Consider the following 16,910-nt stretch of genomic DNA (forward strand, 5'->3'; position numbering starts at 1 on the left):
TGACACCCGTCGTCTGTCAGCGCGAGATCAGCTCGCGGCGGAAACCTTGCAACTGCTCCAGCTGCGCCGTGTGGGCGCGCAGAACCTCGTCCCCCATAATGTAGCGGAGGATGTTGTCAATTCCCTGCAGCGCCTTGCCCTTATCATAGGCTGCGGCATCGGGGCTCGCGCGCACAATGCTGAGAGGCGAGGCAATGCCAAGGACGCCATATCGGCCAGCAAGCGATAGCCATAGACAGACATCTTCGCCAAGATGAATGTCGGTTTCAAATTTCAACCCTTCGTCAAACAGCGAGCGGCGAAGCATGACGGTCGGCGTTGCGATGCCGCAAGACCCGATGATCTCGGGAAATGCGTTGCCTTCCCCGGATGCCATATAGACCAGTTCCGTTCGGCCGCGCCAATGGCGGAAATAGCTCGTCTGGGAGAATGCCGCATCTTCCTCTTCCATTCGGCGCAGCTGCGACTTGAGCTTGGCGGGGAGGAACAGGTCGTCGCTATCCAGAAACGCGACATAATCGCCCTTCGCCAGGCCCCATCCATTGTTGCGTGCTGCACCGGGGCCGGCATTGTCCTGGCGCACATAGCGCGCGCGGGGGCCGAGTGCTTCGACTGCCGCTTTCAACAAGCTCATGTCCTCGGTCGATCCGTCATCGACGACGATGAGTTCCCAGGTCGGATGTGTCTGCCGCTTGAGGCTGTCGAGCGCACCCAATGTCTGCTCGACACGATTGAAGACCGGCATGACGACGGAAATCAGAACGTCGTCGATCGCTCTGAATGCCTCTTCGCGTAACGTTTCAGCGGCCTGTGTCAGGTTGTTCTTCGCAAGGAAATCCGCCGTCGCCAAGTCGAACCGCGTCGGATTTCCTTCGTGCCGCACCTTTTCCTGCCTATCGATGCCTTTAACCGTCGCCAGCCAGAACTGGGTGGCCTCCTGGATGTGATCGATCTTTTTCGATCCCTGCTCATCGTGCCAGCGGCTGTCGATCAGAACGCGGGGCATATGGCGGAACGGGTAGCGCGCGATCATCCGGCGCCACAGATCGTAATCCTGCGTCGTGGGCAGAGCTTCGTCGAAGCCGCCTACGTCGTCGAATATCGCCTTCGGGATGAAGACCGAGCAGCCGTGCACAGAGCCGCGCAGCAAGGGATATAGCGGCTTGCGCGTCAGCATCTCGTGGTCGAGCGCAACATCCGTGATCAGGGATCCTTGGGCATCGATCAGGCGATAATTGGAGAACAAGACCTCCGGTCGGGAGCCGTTGGCCACCCAGTCCTGAACCTGGATGGCGGTCTTTTCAGGGTGGTGACGGTCATCGTGCGACAGCCAGCAGAATATCTCTCCGGTCATCGCCTGAAGGCCGGCATTCAGCGCGCTCGCAACCCCGCCATTCGGCTTGTCGACGAAAACGATCCGGTCTCCGTACGAGCGCGCGATGGCCTGCGTCGCGCCGTCGTCGCGCGAGCCGTCGTTCACGACCACGACTTCGGTGTTCGCCCATGTCTGCGAGAGCGCCGAATCGATAGCGTCACGCATGTAGTTGGAGCCGTTGTAAACGGGCACTATGATGGAGACGCGCGGGTCTTGCATGGCGTTAAGCTTGGCAGATGTTTATGTGGGCAGGCGGCGTCCGGACCAATTGCAATCGTGTCGCTCTTGCCGATAGTCGGCACGCATCGGCGTCACGCATCGGCCAGGTCCTTCGGATGATCCGGCTCGACAGGGGCCATCACGATGCGGTCCATCTCGATCGCGAACATGACGCCGTTCCGGAAAGGCGAATGGACGTCGAACATCAGCGCGTCGTGCATCCATTGATGCTGCACGTGGTTTTCCAACGTCCCGGAAGCACAGGCAGCGGTCAACGAGTAGCGTCCCGAGGCGAGCGCGGGCAGCCGGAATGCGAAGGTCGTCTCAAGTGTCTGGCCCGCTCGAGCCGTGATCGGGTTGGCGAGAGTCGTCAGGAAGGTGTTGTCGCCGAGGATAGGCTGACCGAGACGGTCCTTGACGTGGAAGCCCACGATCGGCGCCTCGATATCCTCGATAACGGCGACGTCGATGACAAGCTGCACATCCTCCCCACCCTCGATCCAGTGTAGCGGCGAACCGTCGGCATGGGTGAGGCTAACGCGCTGGATGCGCGCCTTGCCGCTCCCGAAATCGGCGCTGTCCGCCATGGTGTCGAAGATCGCCGGGCGGTCCGGTCTGGGCGGCTCGGGGAGCGAAGCGCGTTTCGGCTGCGCCTCGGGCGGCATTTCCTCCGCGGCCGTCGCCGGCGCATCGGTCGGGCGCGTATTCGCCTTGGCGCGAGGCCGCGGGGTCGGTTGATCCGACAGTCCTTGCGCCTGGCTCATGATGGACGCCGAATAGGCTTCGCAGACCTCCTTGGCGGAGCCCTGCATCACCAGATCGCCCTTGTCGATCCAGATCGCGCTATCGCACAGGCTCATCACCGCGCCGGTATCGTGGCCGCAGAACAGCACTGTCCCGCGTTCGCGGAACTGCCGCAGCCAGCGCAGGCATTTCTGCTGGAAATAGGCGTCGCCGACCGCCAGCGCCTCGTCGATGATCAGGACATCCGCATCGACATGGGCGATCACCGCGAAGGCCAGGCGCATCGCCATGCCGGTGGAATAGGTCTTCACCGGTCTTTCGATGAAGTCGCCGATATCGGCGAAGGCGATGATGTCGTCGAACCGGGCCTGGGTTTCCTCGCGGCTCATGCCGAGGATCGAGGCGTTGAGATAGACGTTCTCGCGACCGGTGAATTCAGGGTTGAAGCCCGATCCCAGCTCCAGCAGCGCCGCGACGCGACCCTTCACGCGTGCTTCGCCTTCGGTGGGGGACAGTGTCCCGCACACGAGCTGCAGCAATGTGGATTTGCCCGACCCGTTGCGGCCGATGATGGCCATGCTGTCGCCGCGCGGGACCTGGAAACTCAGGGATTTGAGGGCCCAGTGATTGCTATAGTAGTTCTTCTCCGGCCATTTCAGGCCGAAGGTGCGCAAGGCCGGGGCCAGCGTCCGCCGCACGCGCGGCATCAAGGCCTGGGCGAGCCGGTCGGACGGGCTCTGGTAGATGTGGTAGGCTTTTGCGAGCTGCCTGGCCTCGATCGCGATCTCAGAGGACATCGGCGAAACCCACGCGCAGGCGATTGAAGACCCAGAACGCTGCGGGCAGGGTCACCAGCGCTCCCAGCCACAAAAACGCGAGAGCGTGCCAGTCAGGAGCCCGGCCGAACAAGAGCACGTTGCGAGATTCCTCGACCACAATGGTCAACGGATTGAGCTGCATCACCGTCCGGAAGCCGGGAGGAACCGCGGACATCGGGTAGAAGATCGGCGTCAGGAACATCGAGGCCGTGACGATGAACGTCACGATCTGTCCGATGTCGCGAAGATAGACGCCCAGGGCCGCAAGCACATAGGCCGTCGCGAGCAGCAGCAACAGGTAGGGGACGATGATCAGAATGAAGAGCGGTGCGGTTGCCTCGACGTGGCCGCTGTATAAGACATGGCCCAGCACGACGATCAGCAGGCCGAAGGCCGCGGTGATCAGGGCTCCCAGCACCACGACAATGGGCAGCACGCCGAGCGGGAAGACGACCTTCTTCACATAGCTGCTATGGGCGAGGATCAATCCGGCGGCCCGGTTCAGCGTCTCCGCCAGCATGGAATGCAGCAGGACGCCGATGAGCAACAACAAGGTGAAGTTGGCGTCGGCTCCGTCTGCCCCGGTTCCCCACCGCGTCTTAAACACCGACGAGAAGACGAAGGTGAAAATCAACGCGGTCAGGAGCGGTGTCAGAAACGCCCAGCCGACGCCCAATACGCTGCCGCGATAGCGTGCTTCGAAGTCACGCATTGTTAGACGCAGGGTCAGCTCCGTCGTTTGGCGCAGATGATCGCCCCAACTCGTCAACGCTTCAATCCTTGAACTCCAGCCGCACCGGGTTGTCGACCGAGGCGCCCCTTTAGCACCTCGTATCCGCGTCCCGCAAACGCCTTCTGTTGCAGTGCGGTGTGGAGCGCTCGACAATCCCGGATCGGTTGAGTAAATCGTGCTTGTCTTTGCGGACTGTCCGACCTGCTTGCGATATGGTCAAGACGCTGCTTCCACCGTTTGAGCGGAGATGCTCTTGACTAAAATTCTGATTCTTGGAGCGGCGGGCATGCTCGGCAACGCCGCCTACCGGCTTTTTGCCGCCTCGTCGGGCTTCGACGTCGTCGGAACGGTCCGCGGCGGTGCGCCGGGTGCGCTCCCGCAGAGCGCGACAGCCCGTCTGCTGGGAGGCCTCAACGCAACCGATCAAGACGGCCTTGTCCGGGTGATCGGCGAGACGCAGCCCGACGTCGTGATCAACTGCATCGGTGTCGTCAAACAGCTCTCCGCCGCCAAGGACCCGCTGGTCTCCATCACGTTGAATTCGCTGCTGCCGCACCGTCTCGCCGAACTTTGCGCAGCGGCGCGTGCACGCCTCGTGCACATCTCGACGGATTGCGTTTTCGACGGCCGCAAGGGTGACTACAAGGAAACGGATCCTTCGAACGCCGAGGATCTCTATGGCAAGAGCAAATTCCTCGGCGAGGTCGACTATCCCAACGCGATCACGCTGCGCACGTCGATCATCGGGCATGAACTCAATTCTGCCCATTCGCTGGTCGACTGGTTTCTCAGCCAGCCGGGTCCCGAGGTGAAAGGGTATCGCAAGGCGATCTATAGCGGCCTGCCCACCGTCGAACTTGCGCGGGTCATTCGCGACGTGGTCATTCCGCGCCCGGAGCTGCGTGGCCTCTGGCACGTCGCGGCCGAGAAGATCGACAAATTCGAGCTGTTGAAGCTGGTGGCGAAGGAATACGGAAAGGCGATCGCCATTGTCCCCGACGATGCGGTCGCGATCGACCGCTCGATGGACGGCTCGCGCTTCCGGGCGTCGACCGGATATACGGCTCCAGCCTGGCCGGAGCTGATCGCACGCATGCGCGCCGCACGTTGAGTGCACGCTAGGAGTAACCTATCCCATGGATATCAAGGGCAAGACCCTGCTCATCACCGGCGGAACCGGATCCTTCGGCAACGTCGTTCTGCGTCGCTTTCTGCGCGAGGGCATCGGCGAGGTCCGGGTCTTCAGCCGCGACGAGAAGAAACAGGAGGACATGCGCCTCGAGCTGAAGGATGATCGCGTCAAATTCTATATCGGCGACGTGCGCGAGCCCGACAGCCTGCGCGCGCCGATGCGGGGCGTCGATTTCATCTTCCATGCCGCGGCGCTGAAGCAGGTGCCGTCGTGCGAGTTCTACCCGATGGAGGCGGTCCGCACGAACGTCCTCGGCGCCAGCAACGTGCTCGAAGCCGCCATCGACGCCGGTGCGCAGCGTGTCGTCGTGCTCTCCACCGACAAGGCAGTTTATCCGATCAACGCCATGGGTATCAGCAAGGCGATGATGGAGAAGATCACGGTCGCCCGCGCCCGCCTGCTCGCCGAGAGCGACACCACATTGTGCGCGACCCGCTACGGCAATGTGATGGCTTCGCGCGGCTCGGTGATCCCGCTCTTCGTCTCGCAGGTGAAGGCCGGCCAGCCGATCACCATCACCGATCCGAACATGACGCGCTTCCTGATGTCGCTCGAGGAATCGGTCGATCTGGTCATCTATGCCTATCGCAACGCCAAGCAGGGCGACATTTTCGTCAAGAAGGCGCCGGCCTCGACCATCGGCCACCTCGCCGAGGCGGTGATGCAGATCCTCGGCAAACGCGTCCCGGTCAAGGTGATCGGCACGCGCCATGGCGAAAAACGCTATGAGTCGCTGGTTTCGCGTGAGGAAATGGCGCGCGCGGCCGATCACGGCGGATATTACCGTGTCCCGCAGGACGATCGCGACCTCAACTATGCCAAGTATTTCGTCGAGGGCGAAAGCGCGATCTCGATGGCGGAGGACTACACCTCCGACAATACCGAGCTTCTTGACGTCGAAGGGGTGAAGAAGCTGCTTCTCGGCCTCGACTACATCCAGGCTGAACTGCAAGGCTAGACATGCGTAAAGTGATGTCGATCGTGGGCACCCGCCCCGAGCTGATCAAGATGTGCCGCGTCATCGCTCTGCTCGACGAGCAGACGCAGCATATCCTGGTCCATACCGGCCAGAACTACGACTATGGCCTCAATCAGGTGTTCTTCGAGGATCTCGACATCCGCAAGCCCGACCATTTTCTCGAGGCGGCGGGCGGCTCGGCGATCGACACCATTGCCGAAGTGCTCAAGCGCTCCGATGCGGTGATGGAGCAGGAGAAGCCCGACGCGGTGCTGATCTATGGCGACACCAATTCGGGCCTGGCGGTGATTGCCGCCAAGCGGCGCAAGATTCCGGTCTTCCACATGGAGGCCGGCAATCGCTGCTTCGACCAGCGCGTTCCCGAGGAGCTCAACCGCAAGGTCATCGACCATCTCTCCGACATCAACATGACGCTGACGGAGCACGCCCGGCGCTATCTGGTCGCCGAGGGCCTGCCTCCCGAGCTGACCTTCAATGTCGGTTCGCATATGCATGAGGTGCTGGAGCATTTCCGTCCGCGCTACGAGGCCTCCGACATCCTCACCCGGCTCGACCTGACCGAGCGCCAGTTCTTCGTCGTCTCCAGCCATCGCGAGGAAAACGTCGACAGCGAGCGCAATCTCGCCGACCTGCTCGACTCGCTCAAAGGCCTGGCCGAAACCTATGATTGGCCGGTGATCGTCTCGACCCATCCGCGCACGCGCAAGCGGCTGGAGGCGCTCGGCGAGACCGAGCTCGATCCGCGCATCCGCTTCCTGCCGCCCTTCGGCTTCCACGACTACATCAAGCTGCAGATGACAGCGGCCTGCGTTGTGTCCGACAGCGGCACCATCACCGAGGAAAGCTCGCTGCTCGGCTTCCCCGCCGTGACCATCCGCCAGGCGCATGAGCGCCCCGAAGGCATGGACGAGGGCACGCTCGTGATGTGCGGACTGACGCGCGATTCGGCGCTCGACTCGGTGCGCTTCGTCATGCGCACCGACGCGGCCGGCCTCACGCCGCGGCCGGTTGGCGACTATGTCGCCGGCCCCGTGTCGCGCAAGGTCGTCGCCATCGTTCTGAGCTATATCGACTACATCAACCGCACGGTGTGGCGCAAACCGTGAGGCGGGAGGGCGCGGCATGTCCGGGCTGAAGATCCTGCACGTTGCGCCGCATCTGCGCCAGGGCGGCGCCGAACGGCTGCTGTTCGAACTCGCGACGTATCCTTCCGACGGAACGACCCACCATGTCGCGCTGATGCAGGACGAGGTGTTTTTCGACCGGGCCGGCCTGCATGTCGAGGATCTCGGCTTCGACCTGACGCGCCAAGTCGGGGCCTTGCTGCATCTGCCGGCCGCGCGCCGGCGTCTGCATGCCCTGATCGACCGGTTCAAGCCCGACGTCGTGCAGGGCTGGCTCTATTATGGCTCCTTCCTGAGTTCGATCGTCGGCGCACGCACGCGCCTCGTCTGGTCGATTCACAACACGACCTTCCCACATCTTTCTGCCAATCCCGTGCTGCATCTGGTCGATCGCGTGCTCGCCAGGCGCTCGCGCAGGCTTCCGGATGCGATCGTCTATTGCGCAGCGTCCGCGCGGGCTTTTCACGAGGCGCGCGGCTACGCGCCGGAGCGCGGCCGCGTCATCGACAATGGCGTCGACGTCGCTCTCTTCCGCCCCGACCCGGCCCGACGCGCGGCGCGCCGCGCCGCTCTGGCCCTTCCCGACACGGCCTTCACCGTGCTGCTGAGCGCCCGCAACGATCCGCAGAAGGACCTGCCCAATTGCCTCGACGCCTTCGCGCTGTTCCGGCGGGAGACGCCGGAGGCGCGATTGTTGCTGGCCGGGCGCGGCATGGATGATTCGGATGCGGCCCTGCGTTCCATGATCGCTGCACGTGATCTCGGCCCTGCCGTTCTCTTGCTCGGGGCGGTCGCCGACATGCCGGGCCTGCTCGATGCTGCCGACGTCGTTCTGCTCGGCTCGCGCTACGGCGAGGCCATGCCCATGGCATTGCTCGAGGCACTGGCGATGGGCAAGCCGATGGCGGCGACCCGCGTCGGCGATATCGGACGGCTGCCCTGTCCGGTCGAGGCGTTGGCGCCGCCTGAAGACCCGCGGTCGCTGGCTTCTGCCCTGAGCTTTGCGCGTGCTGGAGATCTGCGCTGGGCGGCGTCCTTTGCCGAAGTCCGGGCTCGTTACGGGCTGGATACGATGGTGCGCTCCTATGAGACTCTCTATCGCGGCCTGGTCGCGCAGAGACCAGCGCCATGAGATCCGAACTCCGGCTCGCCGTCGTCACCCCGGTCTTCAACGGCGCCGATTATATCGTCGAGACGGCGCGCTCCGTCGCGGAACAACTGCGCCCGGGCGACCGCTATGTCGTGGTCGACGACGGGTCTACCGACGATACGCGGGCTCGCCTCATTGCCGCCGATCTGCCGATCGATCTCTTGGCCCAAGCCAATGCCGGTGAGGCACAGGCGGTCAATGCCGGAATTGCCCGTGCAGCCTGCGACATCGTCGGGATTGTCAACGCCGACGATCCGATCCTGCCCGGCCTCCTCGATGCGGTGCGCGCTGCTTTTCAGGACGACCCGACGCTCGATGCGGTCTATCCTGACTGGGCTCAGATCGATGCGGAGGGACGTTCGCTCGCGACCATCGCGACACGGGACTATGACTACGAGGTGCTGCTCGGCCAGCATTTCTGCATACCTGGTCCGGGCGCCTTTTTCCGGATCCGCGTTCTCGCCGGTGAGCCGGTGCGCGACGCGCGCGCCTCGATGATTTCGGATTACGATTTCTGGCTGCGCTTCGGCCTGCATGGTGCCAGGGTGAGGCGGCTGCCGCAGGTCCTGGCGACATGGCGCCTGCATGCGGGCGGTGCGACCCGCCGCGGGCAGGGACCGCATCTGGCTCGCCAGAAGATCGAGACGATCAAGCGGCTGCTGGCGCGTCCCGACCTTCCGGAAGCCGTTCGGAAGCTGGGGCCGCAGGCGCTCAGCGCCGCCTATTATCATGCGGCTCTCGTCGGGCTTCGCGCCGCCGACACGCCGGCTCTGCGCTACGCTGTGCAATCCTACTTAGAGAAGTGGCGTTGGGAGGAGCCGATCGAGGCCACGCAACGTCGTGCAAAAATCCATCTTGCCTATGCCGCGTCGCAACCTTTCTCGGGCTGGCTGCACGCGCTCGCGTCGCCTTGGCTGCCGGCTCGCTTCAGCAGGCAGGCAGTGGTCGACCAGACCTTCGGCCTCATTCCCGCCGAGCGAAAGGAGGAGACGTGACGGCTCCGGCACCGCATGTCAGCGTCGTGATCCCGATGTTCAACCGCGTCGCGACCATCCGGCACGCGATCGACAGCGCCTTGTCGCAGAGCTTCCGCGACATCGAGGTGATCGTCGTCGACGACGCTTCGCGCGACGAGTCCGTCGCGACCGTCGCCGCGATCGACGATCCGCGCCTGCGGCTGCTGCGCCGCGAGCGCAATGGCGGAGCCTCGGCGGCGCGCAATGACGGCATCGCGGCGGCACGCGGCTCGCTGATCGCCTTCCTCGACTCCGACGACGAATGGTTTCCGCGCAAGCTCGAAATCCAGGTCGCGGCGCTCGAGGCTGCGCCTGCGCAGGCCGGCGTCTCCTGCACCGGCGTGGAGATGCATCTGCTCGATCACGGGATCACGAGGCTGCAGCCGCTGGAAGACACCCCCGACTGGGCGAGGCGCCTGGCCATGGATTGCGACCTCAGTCCCGGCACGACGCAGCTCACGCGTCGCGCGGTCTTCGACGTCATCGGCCCGCTCGACGAGACCCTGCCGCGCTTCGAGGACTGGGACTGGCTGATCCGCTATACGCGCACCGGCTCCATCGTGGCAGTGCGCGAGCCGCTGGCGCGCGTCTATAATCGCCGGGCCAGGCTCGCGGAAGTGGTCGAGCGCTCGGCCGAGCTCCTGCTCGCCAAGCATCGCGACGTCTTCGATGCGCTCGCGCCGGCGGATCGGCGCAAGGCGGTGGCCGATATCTGGCTGCAGGCGGTCGGCACCTATGCCTTCGAAGGCAAGTTCGGCGCCATCCGGCGTCCTGCGGCGGCGGCTTTTGCGCAGCGGCCCGTGCATACAATGGGCCGCCTCGCTGCTGGAGCTACGGCGGTGATCCGCGGACGGTTGATGCGCAGCATGAAAGGGCTGGCTCGGTGATCCTGTACTGCGCTCCCGCTTCGCCCTTTGCTCGCAAGGTGCGAATGCTGGTCCGTCATCTCGGGTTCGAAAGCGTTGTCGAGGAGCGCTTTGTCGATACCAGCGCGCCTGATCCCGCTTTTCTCACGGCGAATCCGCTGGCGAAGATTCCAACATTGGTGACTCCTGATTGCGGGGCGTTGTTCGACTCGTCTGTGATCGCTGCCTATTTGGACGCGCGTGCCGGTTATCCTCTGACGCCGCGCGGCGATGGCGGCTTTGCCGCGCAGGCCTACGAGGCCTTGAGCGACGGCGTGATGGACGCAATCGTTCTCGTCATCTACGAACGGCGCTGGCGAGAGGCAGAAAAACGCGAGCCGCGTTGGGTGGCACACCAGGAAGCCAAGATCGCGCGCGGCTTGACGCGCGCTGGCGACATAGTGGCCGATCCCGGCCATCGCCTCCAGATTGGTGATTTTTCGTTAGCTGCAGCGCTTGGCTATCTCGATCTTCGTTTCGAAGGAGCTTGGCGTGCGACCTTTCCCGGCTTGGAGAGCTGGCTTGACGATTTCGCCGCGCAGATCCCCGCATTCGACGTGACGCGCTATCAGAATTCGCCCCAGGCGCAAGCCTAGCGCGCCAGCGATAAGGTCGCGTCGCAGATTGTTTCCACCGGGCCGCCGGTCATGTGCGGAAAGGTCCCCAGCTCCAGGCGCGCTGTTCCCAGAACGTCAGCGGATGTGCCACGGCTCATGCCCAAAGGCCTTCAAAAAGAGCGAGCCAGAACACGCGCGACGGCATAAGAAGATTTTCCGTGTCATTGCCTGGGTGCCCCGTTGAACCATAGCCTGACGTTGAACCGTGTCGTCGTGACGGGAGCCGCCGGTTTCGTCGGCCTTCACGTGGCGGAGGCGCTGCTGCAGCGCGGCATCGAGGTCATGGGCGTCGATGCGCTCGTGCCCTATTATGACCCGGCGCTGAAGCAGGCGCGCCTCGCTCGGCTCACCGGCCACAACGGCTTCGCGTTCGAGCAGATCGATGTCGCGGATCATGACGCCTTCGATGCCGCGATCGGCGCGTTCCGTCCGGATGCGATCATCCACCTGGCGGCGCAAGCCGGGGTTCGCTATTCGATCGAGAATCCGCGCGCCTACGCCAGCGCCAATCTCGACGGCTTTCTATCGGTGCTCGAAGCCAGCCGTCGGCATGCCGTGGGGCATCTCGTCTATGCCTCCTCGAGCTCCGTCTACGGTGCCAATGCGAAGGTGCCGTTCAGCGAGCATGACGGCGCCGATCACCCGGTCTCCCTTTACGCCGCGACCAAGCGGGCGAACGAGCTGATGGCGCATTCCTACGCCCATCTCTACGGAATTCCGATGACGGGCCTGCGGTTCTTCACGGTCTATGGGCCCTGGGGCAGGCCGGACATGGCCTATTTCAAGTTCACCAAGGCGATCCTCGCGGGCGATCCGATCGACGTTTATGCGCAAGCGCAAATGAGCCGCGACTTCACCTATGTCGACGACATCTGCGAGGCGATCATACGTCTCGCGGCGCGCCCTGCGGCAGCCGACCCGGCCTTCGACCGCGCGCATCCCGATCCGGCGACATCCACCGCGCCCTGGCGCATCTACAATATCGGCAACCACACCCCGGTGGCGCTCTCGCGCTTCATCGACGTGGTCGAGGCCGCCTGCGGGCGCAAGGCGGTCAGGCGCCATCTGCCCGCTCAGCCGGGCGACGTGCCGACGACCTATGCCGATGTCGGAGATCTGGCGGCTGAGGTCGATTTCCGGCCGGATACGCCGATCGAGATCGGGATTCCGCGCTTTGTCGCCTGGTTCCGCGAATTCTATCGCGTCTGAGCCGCGACCGCATGCCGTTCCGGCATCCCAGGCAAGCCTTGCCCGGCAGGCTCCGTCTGCGCGATAAGCGATGCGCCGCAACGGCGGCATCCGGCTGAACGGAGTCTCGATGAGTTTCCGCAATATCCACGCTCACGGTCTCGTCCGCATCGCCTGCGCCGCGCCACGGCTCAAGGTGGCCGATCCGGCCTTCAACGCGGCCGAGACCATCGCCATGCTGCGGCGTGCGGAGGAGGGCGGTGCCTCGCTCTGCCTGTTTCCGGAACTCGGCATCAGCGCTTATGCCATCGACGATCTGCTGCAGCAGAACGCGTTGCTCGATGCGGTCAAGGATGCGCTGGCACGGCTGGTCGCGGAAAGCCGCAACCTGCGCTGCGTCGCGGTGGTGGGCGCGCCCCTGCGCGTCGAGGGGCGGCTGTTCAACTGCGCCGTCGCGATCCATCGCGGCCGCATCCTGGCCGCCGTGCCCAAGACCTATCTGCCGAACTACCGCGAATTCTACGAGCGCCGCCAGTTCGCCTCGGGCGAGCGCGCCGGCGCGCTCTATCTCGATCTCTGCGGTCAGGAAGTGCCTTTCGGCACCGATATCCTGCTGACGGCCACCGATATCCCCGATCTCACCGTCCATATGGAGATCTGCGAGGATGTCTGGACGCCGATCCCGCCCTCGTCCTACGCGGCGCTCGCCGGCGCGACGCTGCTGCTCAATCTCTCTGCCTCGAATGTCACCATCGGCAAATCGGACTGGCGCCATGCTCTTTGTAAAGCTCACTCAGGGCGTTGCATCGCGGCCTATGCCTATTCCGCCGCCGGCACGGGTGAATCGACCACCGATCTCGCCTGGGACGGGCAGGCGATGATCTACGAGAACGGCGCCCTGCTGGCCGAGGCCGAGCGCTTCGCCGCCGAGCCGCAGCTCATCCTCGCCGATATCGATCTCGAGCGGCTGGCGATGGACCGCATCCGCCAGAACACCTTCGGCGACAGTGCCGATCTCAATCGCGACCGGCTCGGTTTCCGCCGCGTCGATTTCGCGCTGGAGCCTGATCGCGACAGCGATCTCGGCCTCGCCCGCGAGGTCGAGCGCTTCCCCTTCGTGCCGAGCGACGATGCAAGGCTGAACGAGCTCTGCTTCGAGGCCTACAACATCCAGTCGCACGGCCTGCGCAAGCGGCTGGAAAGCACGCGGCTCGACAAGGTGGTGATCGGCATCTCCGGTGGTCTCGATTCCACCCAGGCGCTGCTCGTCGCCGCCCATACCTTCGACGCGCTCGGGCTGCCGCGCCAGAACATCCTCGCCTATACGCTGCCGGCCTTCGCCACCAGCAAGGACACCAAGGACAATGCCTGGCGCCTGATGCGGGCGCTCGGCGTCAGCGCCGAGGAAATCGACATGACGCCGGCCTGCCGGCAGATGCTGGTTGATATCGGCCATCCCTTCGCCAAGGGCGAGCCGGTCTACGATATCACGTTTGAAAATGTGCAGGCCGGCGCGCGCACCTCCGTGCTCTTTCGCCTCGCCAACCGGCACAATGGCCTGGTGATGGGCACCGGCGATCTCTCGGAGCTGGCGCTCGGCTGGTGCACCTACGGCGTCGGCGATCACATGTCGCATTACAACGTCAACGGTTCGGTGCCGAAGACGCTGATCCAGCACCTGATCCGCTGGGTCGCGCAGTCCGGCCGCTTCGGATCGGAGGCATCAGATGTCATGCTCGACATCCTCGCGACCGAGATCTCGCCGGAGCTGGTGCCTGGCGACGGCGACAAGCCCGCGCAGAAGACCGAGGATTTCGTCGGCCCCTATGCCTTGCAGGATTTCAATCTGTTCTACACGACGCGCTACGGCTTCCGTCCGAGCAAGATCGCCTTCCTCTCGGAACAGGCCTGGCACGATGCCGAGGCCGGGGACTGGCCGCCGAACATGGAGGCGGCCAAGCGCGTCGCCTATGACCTGCCCGTGATCAAGCGCTGGCTCGGCGTCTTCATCCGCCGCTTCTTCGAGACCAGCCAGTTCAAGCGCTCGGCCGTCCCGAACGGGCCGAAGGTCTCCTCCGGCGGGTCGCTCTCGCCGCGCGGCGATTGGCGTGCGCCCAGCGATGCCTCGGCCGCGCCCTGGCTCAAGGACTGGGAGCGGATTCCGGATTGAACGCCGGGGCTCTTGTCGCCTTCGCCGCGAACGTATTACCGTGATCGCGTTCTCAGGGCGGGGCGGAAATCCCCACCGGCGGTATGCGGCCTCGGCCGCGAGCCCGCGAGCGCCCTCCGCTCGGAGGGGTCAGCAGATCAGGTGCGATGCCTGAGCCGACGGTCACAGTCCGGATGAAAGAGAACGTGTCCGCCGTCCGTGCATACTCTGCACGGCGCTGGCCCGTGATCGCCTTGGGTGACGTGTCTGTCGCGAAAGGAGATCACCATGACACTCGCCCGCTATGCCTTCGTCAAAGCCGCCTGGCACGCCGATATCGTCGATCAGGCGCTCAAGGGCTTTTGCGAGGTTATTCCCGCCGATCAGGTCGACGTGTTCGACGTGCCCGGCGCGTTCGAGATGCCGCTGCTGGCCCGCGATCTTGCTGCCAGTGGTCGCTACGCCGCGGTCGCTGTGGCGGCGCTGGTCGTCGACGGGGGCATCTACCGCCACGAATTCGTGGCACAGGCCGTGGTCGACGGCCTGATGCGCGCGGGCCTGGACACAGGCGTACCGGTGCTGTCGGTCTCGCTGACCCCGCATCATTACCGCGAGGGCACGCATCACGGTGAGATCTATCGGGCACATTTCGTCACGAAGGGGCGGGAAGCCGCGGAGGCGGCGCTGATGATCGGGCGGACGCGCGCCTGCCTTGCCGCCTGATCTCGATCGGAAGCCCGCCTGGCCTCGTCATGTCGAGGGCAGGCAGCCGCCGACCTGACCATGCCGATCCAACGAAAAAGCCCGCGGCTTGCGCCGCGGGCTTTTTCGTTTCGAACTTCGGAAGGCCTCAGGCTGCGATCGCGGCCGGGTCCTTCTTTTCCCATTCCTCGCCCCAGATCATCACGGCATGGCCAGGCGAGACCTCGCGATACTGGCGGATCGGCGGGACATAGTCGGGCGCGCGGACCGGGCTCTTGATCTCGTCGTTCGAGACCGGGCGCTTCTGCAGGCGCCGGGCCGGATCGGCGATCGGCACCGCCGCCAGCAGCCGCTTGGTATAGGGGTGCTGCGGGTTCTGGAAGATCGCCTCGCGCGGGCCGATCTCGACGATCTCGCCGAGATACATCACCGCGACGCGATGGCTGACGCGCTCCACCACCGCCATGTCGTGCGAGATGAAGAGATAGCCCAGCCCCATGCGCGCCTGCAGGTCGAGCATCAGGTTGACCACCTGCGCCTTGACCGAGACGTCGAGCGCCGAGACCGCCTCGTCCGCCACGATCAGGCGCGGCTCGACGGCAAGTGCGCGCGCGATGCAGATGCGCTGGCGCTGGCCGCCCGAGAACTCGTGCGGGAAGCGGTTGGCCATGTCCGGCAGCAGGCCGACGCGCTTGAGCAGGTCGGCGACCTTGTCGCGCGCTTCCGAGCGGCTGGCGAGGTTGTTGATCAGCAGCGGCTCGGCGATCGCGGTGCCCACGTTCATGCGCGGGTTCAGCGAGGCGAAGGGGTCCTGGAAGATCATCTGCATGCGCTTGCGCTGCTCGCGCAGGTCATGCTGGTTGAGCTTGAGGACATCGACGCCGTCGAGCAGGACCGAGCCTTCGAGCGGCTCGATCAGCCGCATCACGGAACGGCCGGTGGTTGACTTGCCGCAGCCGGATTCGCCGACCAGCGCCAGCGTCTCGCCGGCCTTCAGGCTGAAGGAGACGTTCTCGACCGCGTGCACGCGCCCCTTGACCGAGGAGAGCAGCCCGCCGCGGATCTCGAAGCGGGTCGTCAGCCCGGCGACCTCGAGCACCGGACGTTCGGCCGCCTTGACGGTATCGGGCGTCTCGGTCGGCACGTCCGACTCGCCGGTATTGCGGTCGACGACCGGGAAGCGCATCGGGCGGCCCTTGCCGATCATCGAGCCGAGCTTCGGCACGGCCGAGATCAGCGCCTTGGTATAGGGCTTCTTCGGGCTGGCGAAGATGTCTTCGGTCGCGCCGGTTTCGACCTCGTCGCCGTTATACATCACGACCGTGCGGTCGGCGATCTCGGCGACGACGCCCATGTCGTGGGTGATGAAGAGGACGGACATGCCCTCCTCGTCCTGCAGCGTCTTGATCAGCTCCAGGGTCTGCGCCTGGATGGTCACGTCGAGCGCGGTGGTCGGCTCGTCGGCGATCAGGAGCTTGGGCTTGCAGGCGAGCGCCATCGCGATCATCACGCGCTGGCGCATGCCGCCCGAGAAGCGGTGCGGATACTCGTGGAAGCGCGACTTCGCCGCGGGAATGCGGACCTTCTCCAGCAGGCGGACCGTCTCCGCCTCGGCCTCCGAGCGCGACAGGCCGCGATGCAGGATCAGCGCTTCCGCGATCTGGAAGCCGATGGTCAGCACCGGGTTCAGCGAGGTCATCGGCTCCTGGAAGATCATCGCGATCTCGTTGCCGCGGATATGACGCATCTCCGCATCCGGCAGCGTCAGCAGCTCCTTGCCGTTGAGCTTGACCGAGCCTTCGATCCGGCTCGACTGCGGCGGGGTCAGGCGCATGATCGACAGCGCGGTCACGCTCTTGCCGGAGCCGGATTCGCCGACGACGGCCAGCGTCTCCTTCGGCTTGATGTCGAAGGAGAGGTTGCGGACGACCGACTTCCATTGGCCTTCGACCCGGAAGGAGGTCGTGAGGTTCGAGACGGTCAGGATCGGTGAGGTCAT

At 64.7% G+C, this 16,910-nt stretch carries 14 protein-coding genes and 1 riboswitch; of the genes, 10 read left to right on the forward strand and 4 right to left on the reverse strand.

The genetic code is table 11. The annotated features are described in order from the left end of the window. Positions 1-16 precede the first annotated feature (16 nt). The 3 genes from ACWIEX_RS01580 to ACWIEX_RS01590 all read right to left on the reverse strand — a co-directional run bounded on the left by ACWIEX_RS01580 (position 17) and on the right by ACWIEX_RS01590 (position 3,925). On the reverse strand, positions 17-1,594 hold the full coding sequence (locus ACWIEX_RS01580) for a glycosyltransferase family 2 protein (RefSeq protein ID WP_454031402.1): 1,578 nt from the start codon (positions 1,592-1,594) through the stop codon (positions 17-19). A 92-nt stretch (positions 1,595-1,686) separates the two neighbouring features. Then, entirely contained in the window at positions 1,687-3,135 is a 1,449-nt protein-coding gene (locus ACWIEX_RS01585) for an ABC transporter ATP-binding protein (protein ID WP_454031403.1), read from the reverse strand. Further along, positions 3,125-3,925 carry an ABC transporter permease gene (locus tag ACWIEX_RS01590; RefSeq protein ID WP_454031404.1) on the reverse strand — a complete coding sequence of 267 codons (801 nt, stop codon included), beginning with the start codon at positions 3,923-3,925 and terminating at the stop codon, positions 3,125-3,127. Before ACWIEX_RS01590 ends, ACWIEX_RS01585 begins: the two co-directional genes overlap by 11 nt. A 217-nt stretch (positions 3,926-4,142) precedes the next feature. Here ACWIEX_RS01590 and ACWIEX_RS01595 point away from each other — a divergent pair, with 217 nt between their 5' ends. From ACWIEX_RS01595 to ACWIEX_RS01640, 10 genes are all read left to right on the forward strand, one after another. Then, the gene (locus ACWIEX_RS01595; RefSeq protein WP_454031405.1) at positions 4,143-5,000 is read left to right on the forward strand and encodes a dTDP-4-dehydrorhamnose reductase family protein; all 858 of its coding nucleotides are present in this window, start codon (positions 4,143-4,145) and stop codon (positions 4,998-5,000) included. A gap of 25 nt (positions 5,001-5,025) precedes the next feature. Further along, positions 5,026-6,039 carry a polysaccharide biosynthesis protein gene (locus tag ACWIEX_RS01600; RefSeq protein ID WP_454031406.1) on the forward strand — a complete coding sequence of 338 codons (1,014 nt, stop codon included), beginning with the start codon at positions 5,026-5,028 and terminating at the stop codon, positions 6,037-6,039. Positions 6,040-6,041: 2 nt separating this feature from the next. Continuing rightward, positions 6,042-7,166, forward strand: coding sequence for a non-hydrolyzing UDP-N-acetylglucosamine 2-epimerase (gene wecB / locus ACWIEX_RS01605; RefSeq protein ID WP_454031407.1), 1,125 nt, complete (start codon positions 6,042-6,044; stop codon positions 7,164-7,166). 16 nt (positions 7,167-7,182) lie between these two features. Next, complete coding sequence (locus ACWIEX_RS01610) at positions 7,183-8,316, forward strand: glycosyltransferase (protein WP_454031408.1); 1,134 nt, start codon at positions 7,183-7,185, stop codon at positions 8,314-8,316. Then, on the forward strand, positions 8,313-9,329 hold the full coding sequence (locus ACWIEX_RS01615) for a glycosyltransferase (RefSeq protein ID WP_454031409.1): 1,017 nt from the start codon (positions 8,313-8,315) through the stop codon (positions 9,327-9,329). Before ACWIEX_RS01610 ends, ACWIEX_RS01615 begins: the two co-directional genes overlap by 4 nt. Then, positions 9,326-10,237 (forward strand): glycosyltransferase family 2 protein, encoded by a 912-nt coding sequence (locus tag ACWIEX_RS01620; RefSeq protein WP_454031410.1) that lies wholly within the window; start codon positions 9,326-9,328, stop codon positions 10,235-10,237. Before ACWIEX_RS01615 ends, ACWIEX_RS01620 begins: the two co-directional genes overlap by 4 nt. Then, a complete protein-coding gene (locus tag ACWIEX_RS01625) occupies positions 10,234-10,851 on the forward strand; it encodes a glutathione S-transferase family protein (RefSeq protein ID WP_454031411.1) in 618 nt (205 codons plus the stop codon). The genes ACWIEX_RS01620 and ACWIEX_RS01625 overlap by 4 nt, the downstream gene beginning before the upstream one ends. 201 nt (positions 10,852-11,052) lie before the next feature. Next, complete coding sequence (locus ACWIEX_RS01630) at positions 11,053-12,081, forward strand: NAD-dependent epimerase/dehydratase family protein (protein WP_454031412.1); 1,029 nt, start codon at positions 11,053-11,055, stop codon at positions 12,079-12,081. Positions 12,082-12,190: 109 nt separating this feature from the next. After that, positions 12,191-14,230, forward strand: a complete 2,040-nt coding sequence (locus ACWIEX_RS01635) for an NAD(+) synthase (protein ID WP_454031413.1) — start codon at positions 12,191-12,193, stop codon at positions 14,228-14,230. A 44-nt stretch (positions 14,231-14,274) separates the two neighbouring features. Continuing rightward, positions 14,275-14,419: riboswitch (FMN riboswitch) on the forward strand. Between the two features lie 78 nt (positions 14,420-14,497). Continuing rightward, positions 14,498-14,932 carry a 6,7-dimethyl-8-ribityllumazine synthase gene (locus ACWIEX_RS01640; protein ID WP_454031414.1) on the forward strand — a complete coding sequence of 145 codons (435 nt, stop codon included), beginning with the start codon at positions 14,498-14,500 and terminating at the stop codon, positions 14,930-14,932. A gap of 127 nt (positions 14,933-15,059) precedes the next feature. Here the strand turns inward: ACWIEX_RS01640 and ACWIEX_RS01645 are convergent, their stop codons facing one another. Next, the gene (locus tag ACWIEX_RS01645) at positions 15,060-16,910 is read right to left on the reverse strand and encodes an ABC transporter ATP-binding protein (protein WP_454031415.1); all 1,851 of its coding nucleotides are present in this window, start codon (positions 16,908-16,910) and stop codon (positions 15,060-15,062) included.

The sequence above is a fragment of the Allobosea sp. NPDC055353 genome (assembly GCF_053644975.1).

What these genes read in the sequence shown, in the direction of transcription:
- ACWIEX_RS01580 (WP_454031402.1), bottom strand. Translation starts at nt 1,594, where the DNA reads ATGCAAGACCCGCGCGTCTCCATCATAGTGCCCGTTTACAACGGCTCC.
- ACWIEX_RS01585 (WP_454031403.1), bottom strand. Translation starts at nt 3,135, where the DNA reads ATGTCCTCTGAGATCGCGATCGAGGCCAGGCAGCTCGCAAAAGCCTAC.
- ACWIEX_RS01600 (WP_454031406.1), top strand. Translation starts at nt 5,026, where the DNA reads ATGGATATCAAGGGCAAGACCCTGCTCATCACCGGCGGAACCGGATCC.
- wecB (WP_454031407.1), top strand. Translation starts at nt 6,042, where the DNA reads ATGCGTAAAGTGATGTCGATCGTGGGCACCCGCCCCGAGCTGATCAAG.
- ACWIEX_RS01610 (WP_454031408.1), top strand. Translation starts at nt 7,183, where the DNA reads ATGTCCGGGCTGAAGATCCTGCACGTTGCGCCGCATCTGCGCCAGGGC.
- ACWIEX_RS01615 (WP_454031409.1), top strand. Translation starts at nt 8,313, where the DNA reads ATGAGATCCGAACTCCGGCTCGCCGTCGTCACCCCGGTCTTCAACGGC.
- ACWIEX_RS01635 (WP_454031413.1), top strand. Translation starts at nt 12,191, where the DNA reads ATGAGTTTCCGCAATATCCACGCTCACGGTCTCGTCCGCATCGCCTGC.
- ACWIEX_RS01640 (WP_454031414.1), top strand. Translation starts at nt 14,498, where the DNA reads ATGACACTCGCCCGCTATGCCTTCGTCAAAGCCGCCTGGCACGCCGAT.
- ACWIEX_RS01645 (WP_454031415.1), bottom strand. Translation starts at nt 16,910, where the DNA reads ATGACCTCACCGATCCTGACCGTCTCGAACCTCACGACCTCCTTCCGG.